A 17,160-nucleotide genomic window follows, 5' to 3' on the forward strand; every position below is an offset into this window, starting at 1 on the left:
GCCGGCACTCAGCCGCTATTCGGCGGCGAGGGTTTCCAGAACCTGCTGCCCGAACTTGGCGAGTTTGGCCTCGCCGACGCCGCCGACAGTGCCCAGCTCGGCGAGCGAACCGGGGCCCAGCGCCGCGATCTGGCGCAGGGTGGCGTCGTGGAAGATGACGTAGGCGGGGACGCCGGCTTCGCGGGCGGCTGCGGCACGCCAGGCGCGGAGGCGTTCGAAGACGGCGGTGGCAGCCGGGTCGAGGTCGGCGGCTGGGGCGGCCGCGGCCGAAGAGGCGCGGCGGGCGCGGGGCGCGCGGGTGCGTTCTGGCTCGCGGCGCATCATCACCTGGCGGCCGCCGCGGAGGACGTCGGCGCTGGAGTCGGTGAGGGCGAGGGTGCCGTATTCGCCTTCGACGGCGAGCAGGCCCTGGGCGAGGAGTTGGCGGACGACGCCGCGCCATTCCTGTTCGCGTAGGTCGGTGCCGATGCCGTAGACGGATAGCTCGTGGTGGCGGAACTGGGTGATCTTGTCGGTGGTTTTGCCGAGCAGAATGTCGATGGACTGGCCGGCGCCGAACTTCTGGCCGCGTTCGCGCTGCAGGCGCAGCACCGTCGACAGCAGTTTTTGGGCGGGAACCGTGCCGTCCCAGGATTCCGGCGGGGTCAGGCAGGTGTCGCAGTTGCCGCAGGTGGTGTCGGCGTCCTGGCCGAAGTAGGCCAGGAGTTGGCGGCGTCGGCACTGGACGGTTTCGCAGAGGGCCAGCATCGCTTCCAGGTGGGCGGCCAGGTTGCGGCGGTGCGCGAAGTCGCCCTCGGAGGTCTCGATCATTTTGCGTTGCTGGACCACGTCCTGCAGCCCGTACGCCAGCCAGGCCGTGGACGGCTGCCCGTCGCGTCCGGCTCGGCCGGTTTCCTGGTAGTAGCCTTCGACCGACTTGGGCAGGTCGAGGTGGGCCACGAACCGGACGTCGGGCTTGTCGATGCCCATCCCGAAGGCGATCGTGGCGACCATCACCAGGCCGTCCTCGCGCAGGAACCGGCTCTGGTTGCGGGCGCGGGTGCCCGCGTCCAGCCCCGCGTGGTACGGCAGCGCGGCGATGCCGTTCTGGGTCAGGAATTCCGCGGTCTTCTCCACTGAGGCGCGGGACAAGCAGTAGACGATGCCCGCGTCGCCCTTGTGTTCGTTGCGGAGCAGGTCGAGCAGCTGGCGCCGGGGCTCGTTCTTGGCGACGATCCGGTATTGGATGTTGGGCCGGTCGAAACTGGCGGTGAAGTGTCGGGCTGCGGTCAGGTCGAGCCGGGCGGCGATCTCGTCGCGGGTGGCACTGGTGGCCGTGGCGGTCAGGGCGATGCGGGGCACGTCGGGCCAGCGCTCGTGCAGCATCGACAGGTTGAGGTAGTCGGGCCGGAAGTCGTGGCCCCACTGCGACACGCAGTGCGCCTCGTCGATCGCGAAGAGCGCGATGCGGCCGCGGTCGAGCAGCCGCTGGGTGGCGGCGACGCCGAGGCCTTCGGGGGCGACGTAGAGCAGGTCGAGCTCGCCGGCGACGAGGAGCTGCTCAGTGATCCGGCGCTCGTCGAGGTCTTGCGTCGAGTTGAGGAAGCCGGCGCGGACGCCGAGGGTGCGCAGCGCGTCGACCTGGTCCTGCATGAGGGCGATCAGCGGGGAGATCACGACACCGGTGCCGGGTCGGACCAGCGCCGGGATCTGGTAGCAGAGCGACTTGCCGCCCCCGGTGGGCATCAGCACGAGGGCGTCGCCCCCACCGATGACGTGCTCGATGATCTCGCGCTGCCCACCACGGAAGTCGGCGTAGCCGAAGATGCGGTTGAGCACGTCATGGGCGGGGCCGGCCAGCGGGGGAGCGGAAGTCACCCCGCGAGTTTAGTGACTTCGCACAGCGGTGGGTCGCACCCTGTGGACGACGACGTCAGTCGAAGCTGAGGCCGCCGGTCCGGGTGCGCTTGAGCTCGAAGAAGTCCGGGTAGCTGGCGAGGGCCACGGCACCGTCGAAGACCTTCACCGCCTGCTCGCCGCGCGGGATGCTGGACAGCACCGGGCCGAAGAAGGCGACGCCGTCGATGTGCATCGTGGGCGTGCCGACATCGTCGCCGACCGGGTCCATGCCCTCGTGGTGGCTGCGGCGCAGTTCGGCGTCGTACTCGTCGGTCTTGGCCGCCGCGGCCAGCTCAGCGGGCAGGCCCACCTCGGCCAGCGACTCGCTGATCAGCCGTTCGGGGTCCTTCTCGCCGCGGTTGTGGATGCGGGTGCCGAGGGCGGTGTACAGCGGGCCGAGTACCTCGTCGCCGTGCTGCTGGGCGGCGGCGGTGACCACCCGGACCACGCCGAGGGTCTGGTCGATCAACTCGCGATAGCCCTCGGGGACGTCTTTGCCTTCGTTGAGGACGTAGAGGCTCATGACATGCCAGCGCAGGTCCAGCTCGCGCTGCTGCTGGACCTCGAGGATCCAGCGGGAGGTGATCCAGGCGAAGGGACAGGCCGGATCGAAGTAAAAGTCGACGCGCGTCATGGTCCGACGATAGGCCCGACACCGGGGATCCGCCGCGAAAGCCGCACTAGGGATCCCTGCGGTGCGGCAGGGCTACCAGGTCGAGGACGAGTTGGGCTGGACTGCCCGTCGCGGCGTGCAGGTGCAGGTCGCCGCCCTGTTGCCGGTGGTGCTCGACGACCTGGTGCAGGATCGAGACGCCAGCGCTGGCGAGGTGGGAAATGCCGGTCAGATCGACGGCCAGCGGGAGGTTGCCGCCGCGAGTCCGGCGCAGCAGTTCGTGCTGCAGGTCAGGGGCGCTGGCGGCGTCGACCGTGCCCGTGATGCGGACCCCGGTCTCGCCGGTCGCTTCGATGTGCAGCGTCTCGACGGGCGGTGGCGGAGCAGCGGGCGGATCTCCCTGGCCGGGGGAGTGCGCGGGACGGCGCAGCCGGTGGCGGACTGTTGCCACCGTGCCGTTCTCGCCAGGGACGACCCGAAGGTCGGTCACGAGCTGGGCGGTGAGGGCAAGTCCCCGGCCGCGCGCCGACTCGCGAGCCGGTTCGCGCCAGGACCCGTGGTCGGTGATCTCGGCGGTCACCTCACCCGCAGCGGTCAGGGCCACGGTGAGCCGGACATCCTTGCCCGGCAGGCCCGCATAGCCGTGCTCGATGGCGTTGGTGAGGAGCTCACCCAGCGCGTGCTGGAGCAGGAAGGAGTCCTCTTCGCCGGCGCCGGCCTCGGCCAGCCAGCCGGCTAGGGCGGATCGGGCCACCCGCAGTGCGCCGAGGTCAGCGGGCAGTTGCAGGTCGAGCCGGTCCGGGGCGGGGACCCGCTGGGCGGCGAGCAGGGTGATGTCGTCGACGTGCCCGGTGGCTCGGACCAGCAGCTCCACGGTCTGGGCGCAGACCCGCTCCGCGGCGGTGGTGCCTGGTGCGTGCAACGCACGGCCGCCCGCCGCTCGTGCCGCCGTACCGGCCAGCTCGGCGCGGCTTTGCGGCACGGTGAGGCTGGGCCGTTCGAGGATGCCGTCGCTGTAGAGCAGCAGCACGTCGCCGGGGTCGAGCGTGTCGGTGCGGACGGGGAATCTCGCGCCGGTGCTCAGCGGGGCGGCGCCGGTCGATGCCAGGAATCGGGTCTCGCCCGCGGCGGTGACCAGCAGCGGCGGCGGATGCCCCGCGGTGCAGTACGTGACCGCGCCGGTCGAGGGGTCGACGAGGACCAGGCAGACCGTGGTGGCGTGGGCCGCGGGCAGCCGCCGGGCGAATCGGTCGGCCGCGGCCAATGCCTCGCCGACGTCCGCGCCGCTGTCGAGCCGGTCGTGCAGCACTGCCCGGAGCTGACCCATGACGCCGGACGCCGTGACGCCGTGACCCACGACGTCGCCGACCACGAGCGCGACCATGCCGTCGGGCCGGACGATGGCGTCGTACCAGTCCCCGCCTGCCGTCCGATCGCTGTCGGCGGTCAGGTAGCTGGCCGAGATCTGCACACCGGGCAGTACGGGTAGGCCGTCGGGCAGCAGTTCGGTCTGCAGGGCGGTGATGACGTCGTGGGTCTGCTCGTAGCGTTCCCGCAGCTCGGCGGTGCGGCTTTCCGCGGCGAGCCGGGCGTGCACGCTGGCGGTCACATCGAAGCCGGCGCCGATGACACCCCGGATGCTGCCGTCGGGGCGGCGCCAGGCGGTGATGGTGAAGTTGGTGTAGAGCTCGTGCACCGAACCGTCCGGCCGGTCCAGCGTCGCCCGCCACTCCGCCCCGGCGATCGGCTCGCCGGTGGCCTGCACCTGGTCGTACATGTCGATCCAGCCCTGGCCGTCGACGTCCGCGAAGACCTGGCGCAGGGGCCGACCGAGGATGTCCCGGCCCGGGATCAGGGCCCGGGTCGCCGCGTTCACGTACGCGATCCGCAGCTCCGGACCCTCGCAGACGATGACGATGAACGGCATCTGCTCGGCGGCCGACGTGATCACCGCCGGATCGCCGAACTCCTCGTCGTCCATCGCACCCGCGCTTTCCGTCGATCCCTGGGGGACATCATGCTGCCCACCCCGCGCAACCGCACCCCGTCCGGGCTGGGTTCCACCGCCCGATGGAAAGGGCGGGGTCAGAGGCCGGGGATGTCGAGGGTGTGCGCGGTGTGGGTGGCCTTGGTGGACAGGTAACGCAGGTTGGCGGGGGACAGGTGCACCCCGGTCGGGATCCGCTCCTTGATCTCCACGCCGTACGCCTGCAGCTGCGCGGCCTTGTCCGGGTTGTTGCTGAGCAGCCGAATCTTGTCGGCGCCGAGGGCCAGCAACATCTGCGCGGCCGCTGTGTAGTCGCGCTCGTCCTCGCCCCGGCCCAGCGCCACGTTCGCCTCGTACGTGTCGAGCCCAGCCTCCTGCAGCGCGTACGCGTCGAGTTTGGCGTACAGGCCGATGCCGCGGCCTTCCTGGCGCAGGTAGAGCAGGTAGCCGCCGGTCTGGGTGATGCGCTCGACCGCTTCGCGCAGCTGGGGTCCGCAGTCGCACCGCTGGCTGCCGAAGACGTCGCCGGTGAGGCATTCGCTGTGCGGGCGGACCAGCGGCACGTCGCCGATCGCGTGCTCGTAGTCGCCGAGGCCGAGGGCCAGGTGTTCGCGTCCGTCGGCCAGCCCGTCGAAGGTCAGCACGTGGGCGGTGGTCGAGTACCCGTCGGCGAAGCGCAGGGGAACCGTCACGCGGGTCCGTACGGTGGCCTGCGGAACGTCCTTCCAACCCAGCGTGTCAGACATCGGGCCCCCATCTCGTCGCTCGGTGTCGTGGTGTGTCGTAGTGGTCACTCGTTACTCCCGGAACTTCTCGGATAGGGCGTAGCGCAGCAGGACCACGTCGCCGATCTGGCGGACCGCGATCAGGTCGGCGCGGCGGTGCGGGCCCCAGGGAAACGCGCCGTCACTGACGAAGCGCGGTGCCTTGGAGTCACCGACGAAGAAGGGTGCGACCACCAGTTGCAGCTCGTCGGCGAGCCCGGCGGTCAGAAACTGGGTGTGCATGCTGCCGCCGCCCTCGACCATCAGCCGGCGGATACCGCGGCCGGCGAGGTCTCGGGTCACCCGGGCCAGGTCGACCGGGTGGCCGCCGTCGATGACGGTGGCGCGTCCGGCGAGCTTGTGTCGGGCGGATTCCATGGCGGGGGTGGCGCAGTAGACCAGCTTCTCGGTCTCGCCGAGGGTGAAGAAGCGGGCTTCGGGGTCGAGGTCGCAGGTGCCGGTGACGGTGACCTTGACCGGGTCGGGCCGCTGTCCGCGGGCTTCTCGGGCCGCACGCCGGGCGGCGTCGCGGACCAGCAGCCGTGGGTTGTCCTGCCGGACGGTGCCGGCGCCGACCAGGATGGCGTCGCAGCTGGCCCGGACCTCGTCGACCCGGTCGAAGTCGGCGTCGTTGGACAGCATCAACCGCTCGTCGCCGGCGCTGTCGAGATATCCGTCGATGGACATGCCGCAACTCAGCAACACGTACGGTCGATCTTCCACTGATCCAACATAATCGGCATCCAGCGTGATGGCACACTCACGCACTGCTGCCGACCAGGTCCCGGACGGGCCGCGGGGCGGCGGGACGGAGGACGATGACCTCTGCGGCCGGGGCGACCACCGGAGTCTTCGCCCGGGTCCGGGCCAGGGCGCGGGTCACGATGACGACCAGGCCGGGCAGGGCGGCGACGAAGGCGAAAAGCCCGTAGACGACCGCGATGGTGAGGCCCTGGGTGGCGCTGAGCCCCGCGGCGCCGAACGCCCACGCGGTGACTCCTTCCCGGGGTCCCCAACCGCCGATGTTCAGCGGCAGCGTCATCGCCAGCAACGCCAACAGCAGCAGCGGGGCCAGGCGCAGCAGCGTGGCCTCGGACCCGGCCGCGCGGGCCGCCACCAGGAAGGTGGACAGGTGTCCGGCCAGCACGAGGGTGGAGGCGAGCACGATGCCGGGCCAGTTGCGCCGGGCGAGCAGCCCGGCCCGGATCTCGCTGACCCCGGTCCGCGCCGCCTTCGCCCACCGCGAGGCGCCGCCGCGGAGCTTGCCGACCGCGAGGAAGAGCACCACCGCGAGCGCCGCGGTGGTCGCGGCCACGACGGCGACCGTCTGGCCGTGCTCACGCAACTGCGTCAACACCGGCGACGGTACGGTCAGCAGCACGGTCAGTCCGACCGTCACGAGCACGATCTGCCCGGCCGTACGCTCCAGCACCACTGCCCGGACGCCACGGCCGACGTCGCCGGCGTCACGGCCGTGCTGGACGGCCCGGTCGACGTCGCCGAGGATGCCGCCCGGCAGGGCCGCGTTGATGAACAGCGCCTTGTAGTAGTCGCCGATCGCGGTCCGCAGCGAGAGCCTCATGCCGAGCCCACGGGCGACGAGGCACCAGCGCCAGGCGCTGAGCACCGTGGTTGCCACGCCGATCGCGAAGGCCGTGCCGAGCGTGCCGGCGTCGATGACCCGCAGCCCGTCGAGGAACGCGCCGGTGCCGAGGCGCCAGAGCAGCACGGCGAGGATGGCCACCCCACCGAGCACTCGCACCCAAGCCCAGATCGATCGGTTCATCGCCCCGTCCCTCCGCGTTGCCTTCATGCAACTCATACGGCCGGACAGTGGCAGGCGGTTCAGACTTTCTGCGCCAGAAGATCTTGATGCCCGACCGTGACCTGGAGTTCGCCCGCCTCCGCAGCGGCTGTCCGGGCCGCGAGGTAGTCGTCGAGTGCCAGGTCAGGGCGCTGCTCGGCGGCCGCGGCGACCCAGCCGCGCAGCCATTCGGCGGCCAGTGCGCCCTGCTCGGGTCCCAGCTGCCAGGGGCTTGGTCGGGTGGTCACGGTTGCCCCGGCGGTGGCGAAAGCCTCCGCCGCAGCGCCGACGGACTCTCCTCCGAGCAGCCACCGGCCGCCGTGCTCGCGGCGCTGGTGCTCGTTGAACGCGGCGGCGACCTCGGCGTCGAGCGGGTGCGGCGGGTCCAGCTGCACCTCGCCCACCACGGAGAGGGTGAACAGGGCCGGGGTGCCGGCTTCGACGCAGACCTCGGCCAACGCCCGCACTTCCTCGGCGGTGAACAGGTCGAGCAGCGCTGAGCAGGTGACCAGCGACACGCCCTTCAGATCGGCGGCGGTGAGGGCCGTCACGTCCGCCTCGACCGTCTCCACGGTCACCGCGCTGCCGTCTGCGGCGGCCTCGGGCACGTGCGCGGCGGCGTACGCCAGCAGTGCCGGGTCGCGGTCCTGCAGGATCCACCGTTGCGGACCGGGCAGCCGCGGGGCCAGCCAGCGGGCCATCGACCCGGTGCCGCAGCCGAGGTCGCGGATGACGAGGTCACCGCCGATCGACAGCTGGTCGATCAGGTCGGTGGCGCGGGCGGCCGCATCGGCGGGCTCGCGCAGCGACAGCCAGCCGGTGCTGAACTCTCCGGTCATGGGTGTAATACCTCGCTCAGTCGTCGGGTGGTCTCGTCCCAGCCGCGCAGGTTGCCGCGCCGGGCTCGGGCCGCGGTCCGCCAGTCGCGGCGCAGCTCGTCGTCGGTGAGCCACCGCCGCAGGGCCGTGGCCAGGGACTCTACGTCGCCGGGCGGCACAAGCCCACCCGGCACGGTGCCGTCAGGGGCCTGGCCGATCGCCTCCGGCACGCCTTCGACCTGGGTGCCGAGCACGGGGATGCCGCGGGCGAGCGCCTCGGTGACGACCATGCCGTAGGTCTCGGCGAGCGACGGCAGCACCAGCAGGTCAGCGTCCGCGTAGGAGGCTTCCAGCGCGGCGCCGGCGCGGGTTCCCCGGAATCGCACGCGGTCGCCGGCCCGGGCGCGGACCCGGTCGGCGAAGGCCGGAACGGCGTCGAGCGCGCCCACGCATTCGCAGGTCCAGTCGAGGTCGTCTAGCGAACGCAGCGCCTCCACCAGCACGTTCTGTGCCTTGCGCGGAGTGAGGGATGCCACACAGAGCAGCCGGTTCCCGGTCGCGCTGCCGACGGCTTCGGGCGCGGGGTCGACACCAGGCAACGCCACGTGCACGGTCCCTGCCGGGAGGTCGTGCAGGCTTTCCAGGCGCCGCGCCGCGCCCGCGCTGGTCGCCACGACCGCGTGGGCGGCGTGCAGGGTGCGACGTTCGCGGGCGGGCAACTCGGGAGCGGCGCCGAGCTCGTCACCCAGCGGCAGATGCACGAGGACGGCCAGCCGCAACCGGGCGGCCGCGCCCTCGATGACGTCCGGCGCCGCGCAGGCCACGAGCCCGTCGAGGAGTACCGTCGCACCGTCCGGGATCGCGCGGAGGGCACGAGCCAGCCCAGCCTCGTCGTCCGCCGACGGATACGGCCACCGCCCGGCGGCCGCGATCTCGTGCACCGTCCGGATCGTGGCGAGCCCGGTCAGCACCCGCCGGTCGTACGTGTTGCCGCCGCTGGGTGCTGCCGGGTCGTCGATGTCGCCCGGCAGCACCGCCCACAGCGGATCGGTCACAGCGTCCGCTCGTAGCCGGCCCAGGCGATGTGCGACTCGTGCAGGGTCACGGCGATGCCGGTGATCCCGCTCGCGCCGGCACCGAGGTCACCCGCGGCGATCTTGTCGGTGAGCCGGTCGGCGATGACCTTGGCCAGGAACTCGGTGGACGTGTTGACGCCTTTGAAGTCGGCCTCGTCGTCCAGGTTGCGGTAGCTCAGGGCGCCGCAGATCGCCTTCAGCTCGGCCCCGGCGAGGCCCATGTCGACCACGATGTTGTCGGCGTCCAACTCGGGACGCTTGAACGTGGCGTCCACCACGAACGTGGCGCCGTGCAGCTTCTGGGCAGGTCCGAAAACCTCGCCGGCGAAGCTGTGCGCGATCATGATGTGGTCACGGACGGTAACGCTGAACATTCAGTCTCCACTGGGATAGGTGATCAGGTGACACAGGGCGGGAAGTTCGCCCGATGTCAGCCGGGGTAGGACCGCGGGGAGCTCCGCGAAGGTGGATTCGCCGGTCAGCAGGGTGTCGAAGACCGGGTCGGCAAGCAAATCGAGCGCGACGGCGAGGCGGTCGGCGTACGAGCGGCGGCCACGTCGGGCCGGGGCGATGCCGCCGACCTGACTGCTGCGGATGGTGAGCCGTCGAGAGTGGAAGTTCTCGCCCAGGGGCACGCTGACCGGCTGGTCGCCGTACCAGCTCAGCTCGATCACCGTGCCCTCGTCGGCCAGCAGCTCGAGCGAGCGGGTGAGGCCGGCTGCGGTGGCGCTGGCGTGCACCACGAGGTCGCGGTCGCCGGTGGCGTCGGCGGGCAGGGCAAAATCCACCCCGAGGGCGCGGGCGACGTCGGCCCGGTCCGGGTTGGCGTCCACCACTTGCACGCGTACGCCCGGAAAGCGGGACAGAATCGCCGCGACCCCGGCGCCGACCATGCCGGCGCCCACGACGGCGATCCGGTCACCGACCAGCGGTGCGGCATCCCACAGCGCGTTCAGCGCGGTCTCCACCGTGCCGGCGAGGACGGCCCGTGCGGGCGGCACGGTGTCCGGCACGACGGTCACCGCCTCGACAGGGACCACGTAGCGGGTCTGATGGGGGTAGAGGCAGAACACCGTCCGGCCGAGCAGGTCGGCCGGTCCCTGCTCGACGACGCCGACATTGAGGTAGCCGTACTTGACGGGGGCCGGGAAGTCGCCGTCCTGGAACGGGGCGCGCATCGCGGTGTGCTGGCTCTCCGGCACGCCACCGCGGAAGACGAGCGTCTCGGTGCCTCGGCTCACGCCCGAATGCAGCGTGCGAACCAGCACCTCGCCGGGTCCGGGAGCGGAAACCGGCGTCGGTCGGATTTCCCCAGAACCGGGCTTGACCAGCCAGAACGCCTCGGCTGTAGGGGGCATGGGGGTGAATCTCCTCGGGTGCGGTGAACCGATCACGCGATCGATGCGTGTTCAGGGGCAGCACGGGCAACCATAGCGGGGACCCCGATCACCAGACCCGGAGGCGCGTGACTATGAGTATCGACACGATGACCGCCCGCATCGAGCGGGGACCCCTGACCGGGGTGGTCGTCCAGATCGGCCTCATGGCATTGCTGGCCGCCACGACCGGGCTGAGCCTGGCTGGCTGGCTGACCGGCACGGTCTACGCGCTGGCGTTGGGTGTCCTGCTCAGCCGCGGGATGCGCCGGGCCGGGATGCGCGCGCTGGGTCCCGCCAACGCGGTCACCCTCGGTCGCGCGACGCTGGTCGGCGCAGTCACCGCACTGGTGGCGACCTCCTTCGCGCAGCCGGTCGTGCTGCCGGTGCTGGTAGCGCTCGTCGGCGTGGCCCTGGCCCTGGACGGCGTGGACGGTCAGGTGGCCCGTCGAATGAACAGCACCACACCGCTGGGCGCCCGCTTCGACATGGAGATCGACGCGTTCCTGATCCTCGTGCTGAGCGTCTTCGTCGCCGGCACCTTCGGCTGGTGGACCATCGCTCTCGGCGCCTTCCGCTACGTGTTCGTCGCCGCCTCGTGGGCCGCTCCCTGGCTGTCCGGCGCGCTGCCGCCGAAGTTCTCCCGCAAGGTCGTCGCCGCGACGCAGGGCATCGTCCTGGTCGTCGCGACCGCGAGCCTGCTGCCCGACGCGGTGTCACTCGTCGCGCTGGCCGCGGCTCTGGTCTCGCTCACCTGGTCGTTCGGGCGCGACGTCGCCTGGCTGTGGCGCACCGAGCAGGCCCGTCGCGCCGCCGTGGTGGTGCCGCTGACCCGTCGCACTGCGCCATCGCGCCGCGGCACCCGCCGCCCGGCCTCGGTCGGCGTCTGAGCCGGACGGCTTGCTCGGGCGACCCCTTTCGGAAGTAGCCCGCTTCAGGCGACCCGCTGGATCGTTTCGGCCGGCGCGGCCGGGACGGCGTCCGGGTGCAGGATCGCCGCGATGGCCTCGACCCCGTCGACCACCCGGGGACCGGGCCGGACGACCAGCGCGTCACCGTCGATCGCCCACACCTGCGCCTCAGGGAAATGCGGCACCACCTGAGCGGCCTGGCCCACCGCGCCGGCCAGGTGGAAGCCGCACGGCGTGACCAGGACAATGTCGGGCTGCGGTCCAGCGAGGTCTGCCCAGGTGGTCTCCACGGACCGCTGTCCGGCGCGGGCCGCCACCGGCTCGCCGCCCGCGGCGGTGATCAGGTCCGGCACCCAGTGGCCGGCGGTGAACGGCGGATCCACCCACTCGACGATCGCGACCCGCGGTCGTGGCCGCCCGGCTACCGCTGCCTCCACCGCGCCGAGCCGCTTCCGCAGGTCGGCCACCAGTTCAGCGGCGCGCTCCGGCACGCCAGCCCGGTCACCCACCTCGAGGAATGTGGCAAGCACTTCCTCCAGGGTGTACGGATCCAGCGACAGCACGTCCGCCCGGCAGCCCAGGTGATCCAGCGCACCAGAGACCTGCCCGGACGGCAGCGCGCACACCCGGCAGAGGTCCTGCGTCAAAATCAGTTCAGGATCGAGCCCGGCCAGCGCCCCCGCGTGCAGGGTGTAGAGGTCGGCGCCGGCCGCCATCTGCTCCTTCACATAGCCGTCGATCTCCGCGGGCGTCATGCCACGGGTGTCCCGGCCGCCGACTACGACAGTCTTGTCCGTGCGGGCCGAGGGCGGTTCGTCGCATTCGAAGGTGACGCCGATCAGATCGTCGCCGAGGCCGAGGGCGTACACGATTTCGGTGGCGGACGGCAGCAGGGAGACGAGGCGCATGACGCCTGAGTCTGCCCTATTCGTCACTCGATGCGGTTCCCTTGCCGTGTCCTGCGCCTGGGCCGCCCGGCCTCCGTGGCACGGTCTCTGCGTGCCGATGCCCGAGCTCGACTTCTACACCCCGCACCGCACCGTTACTGACGCCGCTTTCGAGGGCGTGACCGTGCCGGGTCTGCGGGCCGACTACTTCCACCGTGCCGACGGGGACCGGGTGGCCTCCGCCGGCCGGTATTCGATGGGCGGTCGGGACCTGTTGCTGGCCTGGGGCTTCACCGACGAGGAGCACTGTCGCTGGTCGGCCGTCCGTGATCCGGCCGGGTTCTGGCATCCCGAAACCGCGGGCTGTCCGGTGGTGCGAGTGTTGCGGGCCGGTGCGGCCCCGGACGACCCGGTGTCGGGCCTGGCCGTCCGGACGCCGTCCGGCGAGTGGGTCACTGCCGGTCGGCCGCCGGTGCCGGTGCGCTGAGCGCGCTGCGCCGGACGAGGTGCAACGAGACGCCGGTGAGACCCAGGGCCACGGCGAACAGCGTCAGATGCAGGTACGGGTTGGCGATCGGCACGAAACCGATGACGGCGACCGGGATCTGCACGACGCTGATCAGCGCGGCCAGCCACAGGCGGTGCGAGCCGCGCCACAGCAGCGCCGTCCACACCGGTGCGGAGGCGACTGCGAGGGTGAGGCCGTCGAGAAGCGCGTGCATCCCGGCGTGGTGGACGGCGTTGTGGGCGAACGCCTGCGCGGGTACGGCGACCCAGAGCGCGGCGAGGACGGTTCCGATGAGGACGGCGGTACGGCGCATGGCTCCTCCGAGCGTTACGGAATCGTTGCACTGAGTGGTAACGCTACGGAAGGTCGGGGATGTCGTAAAGGTCGCTACCCATTCACTCGCGCGACGAGGTCGCACGCGGCGGGCAGACACGTGCTCCAGTACGCAAAGTTGTGCCGCCCCTCGGCGTACGTTCCGGCGGCCTTGGGCTGCGGCAATGCCCGCTCCAGCGCCTGGACGTCCGCGAGCAGCCCGTCGTCGGTGCCACACCACAGGCCGACCGGCACGTCACGCAATGCCGCCACGTGAGTGAATGTGTCGTCGCCCGGCGACACGGCGGGGGAGAAGGCCGCGACGGCCCGGACGAAGCCCGGGAAGGTCTGTGCCAGCAGCAGTGAGCCGTAGCCGCCCATCGACCAGCCGCAGACGGCGAGCCGACTGCTGTCGAAGCCGCGTTCCGCGCACCAGGCGGGCAGTTCCTCGTGCACCATCCGTTGCGGATCGTCCGCGCCGGCGGGGCGCCAGGCCAGCCGTCCGCCGGTCGCGCCTGCGAAAACGAACGGCGGGTTGCCCCGGCGCACCGAGTCGGTGGCGAACCGGGCGAACCCCAGCGCAGGGAAGTCCGTTGCGGTCTTCGACGCGCCGTGCAGGACGAGACACACCGGCAGGCCGCGGCCGTCGCCGTAGCCGGCGGGTACGGCGGTGTAGAAGTCGACCGTGCGGCCGCGTGCTCGTGACTCACGCTGTTCCAGGCGCTCGTCGCCCACCGGCACGTCCGGGATGACGGGTTCGGCGGCATAGCGGGACCGCGCGTAGCCGCCAGCGGCCACGGCGATCGAGGCCACGGCGGCGGCAGAGGCAGCGGTAAGGACGGTGCGCCTGTTCATGAACCGTGCAACGTCGCACGTTGGCTGGCGTGACGGTCGCCGAGTGTCAGCAGCCGGGGCCGGCGACCCGTCCGTTGACGATGCGGTACTTCGAGATATCACCGTCGACGAGGGGCTTGAGCTGGGCAATCCGGGTCGGCGCGGTCTGGTGCTGCACCTCGTAGGCAATGATCGCGGCTTGGACGGTCCGGCAGGAGGCCCGTTGAGCGGCTTTGGTGGCCGCTTCGACGCCATTGCGTGAATCTAACGTAGCGTAAGAGACGCCACAAACACTCACGGTCACAGCCGCCGCCATGGCGATCTCGCTGAGTCTCACACTTGTCCTCTGATCCGCCCGTCAGCTGGGCGCTGGCGGTGTGCAGGGCGACGATACCCAGGGTAATTGAGGCCCAGCAAGGGTTGCTCAGCGTGAAATTTGCGATGATTCTCGCCAGTGGCGACACGGAGGGAAATATTGTGGAACAGCCATAAAAATCACCTTCATGCCGGTATGACCATTTCCATGGTTGAGTTGACGATGCGGGAAAAGCAGATCATCGGGTGCATGGCGGTGGTGTGCGTGGTCTCCGGCACCGGTGCCGTCTTTCTCGGTGCCACCAGCGAGCAGTCCGGTCCGGCCCGGCAAGACCGGACCGTGGCCGCCGGCGCGGAGGCGGAGATCGGCTCGGCACTGCGCGCGGCGCCGGGCGTGCGGGTGGTGCCTCGACAGAACGGTGCCGTGCCGAGGACACCTTCGCGGATTCTGACGTTGACCACCCCGCCCGCGGCCGGCGCTGCCGCGGCTCAAGGCCAGGACCCGACGACGCAGGAACCGGCAACTCAGGCCCCGCCGCCTGCGACCGGCGCGACTCCGGTGGCGACCACCTCCGGGCCCCTGCCCGTGATCACCGTGCCGCAGCCATCCACCACCGGCGCCCGGCCGCCGGGATTCTCGCCGCCTCCGCTGGTCGTGCAGCCGCCGGTGCCCACCCCGGCTCGCCCCACCCCGGATCGCCCCACCACCCGACCGGTCCCGCGCCCCACCACTCCCGCCCCCACCACCCCGACCACCCGCCCGCCCGCGACGACGCCCGCGACGACTCCGGCCACGACGCCCGCGACCACACCGGCCACGACTCCGGCGACCACGCCCGCGACCACACCGGCCACGACGCCCGCGACGACGCCGGCCACGACTCCGGCGACCACACCCGCCACGACTCCGGCGACCACACCCGCCACGACTCCGGCGACCACGCCCGCGACCACACCGGCCACGACACCCGCCACGCAACCTCAGCCGTCCGCGCCGCAACCGGCAAAGTCGCAGGCCAAGGACGATGACGACCACGAATTCCCGTGGTTGCCCGGCACTGGCGGGCTCCCGGGACCGGGCTCGGTGGACTGGCCGCCGGTCGTGCCCACCGGCGACCCGTTCGAGTAGCCCGACGGCGGGTCATACGATCAGCGGCGGAAAGACACCGTACGCACGGAGGGACGTTCATGAGCACCGAGACGCTGGAGTTCCAGGCCGAGGCCCGCCAGCTATTGCAGTTGATGGTCCACTCGATCTACTCGAACAAGGACATCTTCCTGCGCGAGCTGATCTCCAACGCCTCCGACGCCTTGGACAAGCGGCGCCTTGCTGGCCTGCACGACGAGGCGTTGAAGGCCGAGGACCCGCACATCGCGATCGAGGCCGACACCGAAGCACGCACGTTGACCGTCCGGGACAACGGCATCGGCATGACCCGTGACGAGGTCGTCGGCCTGATCGGCACCATCGCCCGCTCCGGCACCGCCGAGATGCTGCGCCAGCTCAAGGAGAACAAGGAGTCCGCCGAACTGATCGGCCAGTTCGGCGTCGGCTTCTACTCGACGTTCATGGTCGCGGACAACGTTTCGCTGGTCACCCGCAAGGCCGGCGAGGACACGGGCACGCGCTGGGAGTCGGCGGGCGAGGGCACGTACACGATCGAGGACGTGGCAGACGCGCCCGTCGGCACCGCCGTGACCGTCCACCTGCGGCCGAAGGACGAAGAGGACGCGCTCTACGACTACGCCGACGAGTGGAAGATCCGGGAGATCGTCAAGCGCTACTCCGACTTCATCTCGTTCCCGGTCCGCCTGGTCAAGGCCGAGGGCGAGCCGGAGACGCTGAACTCCATGAAGGCGCTGTGGTCCCGGCCGCGGTCCGAGGTCAAGGACGAGGAGTACGCCGAGTTCTACCGGCACATCAGCCACGACTGGACCGATCCCCTCGAAACCATCAACCTCAAGGCGGAAGGCACCTTCGAGTACGAGGCGCTGCTGTTCATTCCGGCCCGCGCCCCGCACGACCTGTTCCAGCGCGACGGCCGCCGCGGCATTCAGCTCTACGTCAAGCGCGTGTTCATCATGGACGACACCCGCGAGCTGATCCCGGATTACCTGCGCTTCGTGAAGGGTGTGGTGGACGCCGCTGACCTGTCGCTGAACATCTCCCGCGAGATCCTGCAGCAGGACCGGCACATCCAGCTGATCCGGCGCCGGCTCGCCAAGAAGGTGCTGTCCACCGTCAAGGAGATGCTGACGAAGGACCCGGAGAAGTACCGCACCTTCTGGCGCGAGTTCGGCCGCGCGGTCAAGGAAGGCCTACTCGGCGAGGCCGACGACCGCAAGGCCATCCTCGACATCGCCTCCTTCGCCGCCACCGGCACCGACGAGCCGACCACCCTGGCCGACTACGTGTCCCGGATGAAGGAGGGCCAGGAGGAGATCTACTTCATGACCGGCGAGAGCCGCGCGCAGGTGGAGAACTCCCCGCACATGGAGGCCTTCAAGGCCCAGGGGTACGAGGTCCTGCTGCTCACCGACCCGGTGGACGAGATCTGGGTCGACGCCGTGCCGGACTACGACGGCAAGAAGCTCCAGTCGATCGCCCGCGGCAACGTCGACCTGCCCTCGGACTCCAAGCCGAGCGAGGAACAGACTGGCGAGTTCGCGCCGCTGCTGACCTGGCTGGGCGAGACCCTCGACGAGGTCAAGGAGGTGCGGCTGTCCACCCGGCTCACCAACTCGCCGGCCTGCCTGGTCAGCGACGCCGACGACATCACACCCACCCTGGAGAAGATGTACAAGGCGATGGGCCAGGACGTGCCGCCCGTCAAGCGGATCCTCGAGCTCAACCCGGAGCACGCGCTGGTGACCGGCCTGCGCGACGCGTACGCCCGGGACGCCGCCGCCGTGGACCTGCCGGAGACGGCCGAACTGCTGTACGGCACCGCCCTGCTCGCCGAGGGCGGGGACCTGGCCGACCCGGCCCGGTTCGCCAAGCTGCTCGCCGACCGGCTGGCCCGTACCGTCTGAAACAGAGATCTTCGTCGCCCGGGGCCGAGAGCGGGTCCGGGCGG

The 17,160-nt window shown here is 71.1% G+C and carries 18 protein-coding genes; 4 read left to right on the forward strand and 14 right to left on the reverse strand.

Annotated features, from left to right (window positions below):
* Positions 1-15: 15 nt before the first annotated feature.
* The 10 genes from recQ to ACIA1L_RS15470 form a co-directional block, all read right to left on the reverse strand.
* The gene (gene recQ, locus ACIA1L_RS15425; protein ID WP_396073340.1) at positions 16-1,857 is read right to left on the reverse strand and encodes a DNA helicase RecQ; all 1,842 of its coding nucleotides are present in this window, start codon (positions 1,855-1,857) and stop codon (positions 16-18) included.
* A 55-nt stretch (positions 1,858-1,912) separates the two neighbouring features.
* The gene (locus ACIA1L_RS15430; RefSeq protein ID WP_396073341.1) at positions 1,913-2,512 is read right to left on the reverse strand and encodes a DsbA family protein; all 600 of its coding nucleotides are present in this window, start codon (positions 2,510-2,512) and stop codon (positions 1,913-1,915) included.
* 46 nt (positions 2,513-2,558) lie between these two features.
* Complete coding sequence (locus ACIA1L_RS15435) at positions 2,559-4,472, reverse strand: SpoIIE family protein phosphatase (protein ID WP_396073342.1); 1,914 nt, start codon at positions 4,470-4,472, stop codon at positions 2,559-2,561.
* A 104-nt stretch (positions 4,473-4,576) separates the two neighbouring features.
* Positions 4,577-5,224: a GTP cyclohydrolase II gene (gene ribA, locus ACIA1L_RS15440; protein ID WP_396073343.1), complete on the reverse strand. Its 648-nt coding sequence runs from the start codon at positions 5,222-5,224 to the stop codon at positions 4,577-4,579.
* A gap of 51 nt (positions 5,225-5,275) precedes the next feature.
* A complete protein-coding gene (locus ACIA1L_RS15445; RefSeq protein WP_396073344.1) occupies positions 5,276-5,965 on the reverse strand; it encodes a RibD family protein in 690 nt (229 codons plus the stop codon).
* A 37-nt stretch (positions 5,966-6,002) separates the two neighbouring features.
* On the reverse strand, positions 6,003-7,055 hold the full coding sequence (locus tag ACIA1L_RS15450) for a lysylphosphatidylglycerol synthase transmembrane domain-containing protein (RefSeq protein WP_396073345.1): 1,053 nt from the start codon (positions 7,053-7,055) through the stop codon (positions 6,003-6,005).
* A 32-nt stretch (positions 7,056-7,087) separates the two neighbouring features.
* Complete coding sequence (locus ACIA1L_RS15455; protein WP_396073346.1) at positions 7,088-7,885, reverse strand: class I SAM-dependent methyltransferase; 798 nt, start codon at positions 7,883-7,885, stop codon at positions 7,088-7,090.
* On the reverse strand, positions 7,882-8,919 hold the full coding sequence (locus tag ACIA1L_RS15460; RefSeq protein WP_396073347.1) for a glycosyltransferase family 4 protein: 1,038 nt from the start codon (positions 8,917-8,919) through the stop codon (positions 7,882-7,884). Before ACIA1L_RS15460 ends, ACIA1L_RS15455 begins: the two co-directional genes overlap by 4 nt.
* Positions 8,916-9,314, reverse strand: coding sequence for a 6-pyruvoyl trahydropterin synthase family protein (locus ACIA1L_RS15465; RefSeq protein WP_396073348.1), 399 nt, complete (start codon positions 9,312-9,314; stop codon positions 8,916-8,918). The genes ACIA1L_RS15460 and ACIA1L_RS15465 overlap by 4 nt, the downstream gene beginning before the upstream one ends.
* On the reverse strand, positions 9,315-10,298 hold the full coding sequence (locus ACIA1L_RS15470; RefSeq protein ID WP_396073349.1) for a zinc-binding alcohol dehydrogenase: 984 nt from the start codon (positions 10,296-10,298) through the stop codon (positions 9,315-9,317). It abuts the gene before it with no gap.
* Positions 10,299-10,411: 113 nt separating this feature from the next.
* Here ACIA1L_RS15470 and ACIA1L_RS15475 point away from each other — a divergent pair, with 113 nt between their 5' ends.
* Positions 10,412-11,206, forward strand: a complete 795-nt coding sequence (locus ACIA1L_RS15475) for a CDP-alcohol phosphatidyltransferase family protein (protein ID WP_396073350.1) — start codon at positions 10,412-10,414, stop codon at positions 11,204-11,206.
* Between the two features lie 44 nt (positions 11,207-11,250).
* Here ACIA1L_RS15475 and ACIA1L_RS15480 read toward each other — a convergent pair whose 3' ends face one another.
* Positions 11,251-12,135, reverse strand: a complete 885-nt coding sequence (locus ACIA1L_RS15480) for an ABC transporter substrate-binding protein (RefSeq protein WP_396073351.1) — start codon at positions 12,133-12,135, stop codon at positions 11,251-11,253.
* A 91-nt stretch (positions 12,136-12,226) separates the two neighbouring features.
* Here ACIA1L_RS15480 and ACIA1L_RS15485 point away from each other — a divergent pair, with 91 nt between their 5' ends.
* Positions 12,227-12,601: a hypothetical protein gene (locus ACIA1L_RS15485; protein ID WP_396073352.1), complete on the forward strand. Its 375-nt coding sequence runs from the start codon at positions 12,227-12,229 to the stop codon at positions 12,599-12,601.
* On the opposite strand, the gene ACIA1L_RS15490 is transcribed toward ACIA1L_RS15485, so the two are convergent.
* From ACIA1L_RS15490 to ACIA1L_RS15500, 3 genes are all read right to left on the reverse strand, one after another.
* Positions 12,567-12,935: a hypothetical protein gene (locus ACIA1L_RS15490; RefSeq protein ID WP_396073353.1), complete on the reverse strand. Its 369-nt coding sequence runs from the start codon at positions 12,933-12,935 to the stop codon at positions 12,567-12,569. The genes ACIA1L_RS15485 and ACIA1L_RS15490 overlap by 35 nt on opposite strands.
* 74 nt (positions 12,936-13,009) lie before the next feature.
* A complete protein-coding gene (locus ACIA1L_RS15495) occupies positions 13,010-13,789 on the reverse strand; it encodes an alpha/beta hydrolase (protein WP_396073354.1) in 780 nt (259 codons plus the stop codon).
* Positions 13,790-13,835: 46 nt separating this feature from the next.
* Positions 13,836-14,105 (reverse strand): hypothetical protein, encoded by a 270-nt coding sequence (locus tag ACIA1L_RS15500; protein ID WP_396073355.1) that lies wholly within the window; start codon positions 14,103-14,105, stop codon positions 13,836-13,838.
* Between the two features lie 174 nt (positions 14,106-14,279).
* Between ACIA1L_RS15500 and ACIA1L_RS15505 the strand changes: the two genes are divergently transcribed.
* Entirely contained in the window at positions 14,280-15,212 is a 933-nt protein-coding gene (locus ACIA1L_RS15505; RefSeq protein ID WP_396073356.1) for a hypothetical protein, read from the forward strand.
* A gap of 59 nt (positions 15,213-15,271) precedes the next feature.
* Positions 15,272-17,116, forward strand: coding sequence for a molecular chaperone HtpG (gene htpG / locus ACIA1L_RS15510; RefSeq protein WP_396073357.1), 1,845 nt, complete (start codon positions 15,272-15,274; stop codon positions 17,114-17,116).
* The last annotated feature ends 44 nt before the right edge of the window (positions 17,117-17,160 follow it).

Source organism: Actinoplanes sp. NPDC051859, from assembly GCF_044452725.1.
Classification (GTDB): Bacteria; Actinomycetota; Actinomycetes; order Mycobacteriales; family Micromonosporaceae; genus Actinoplanes.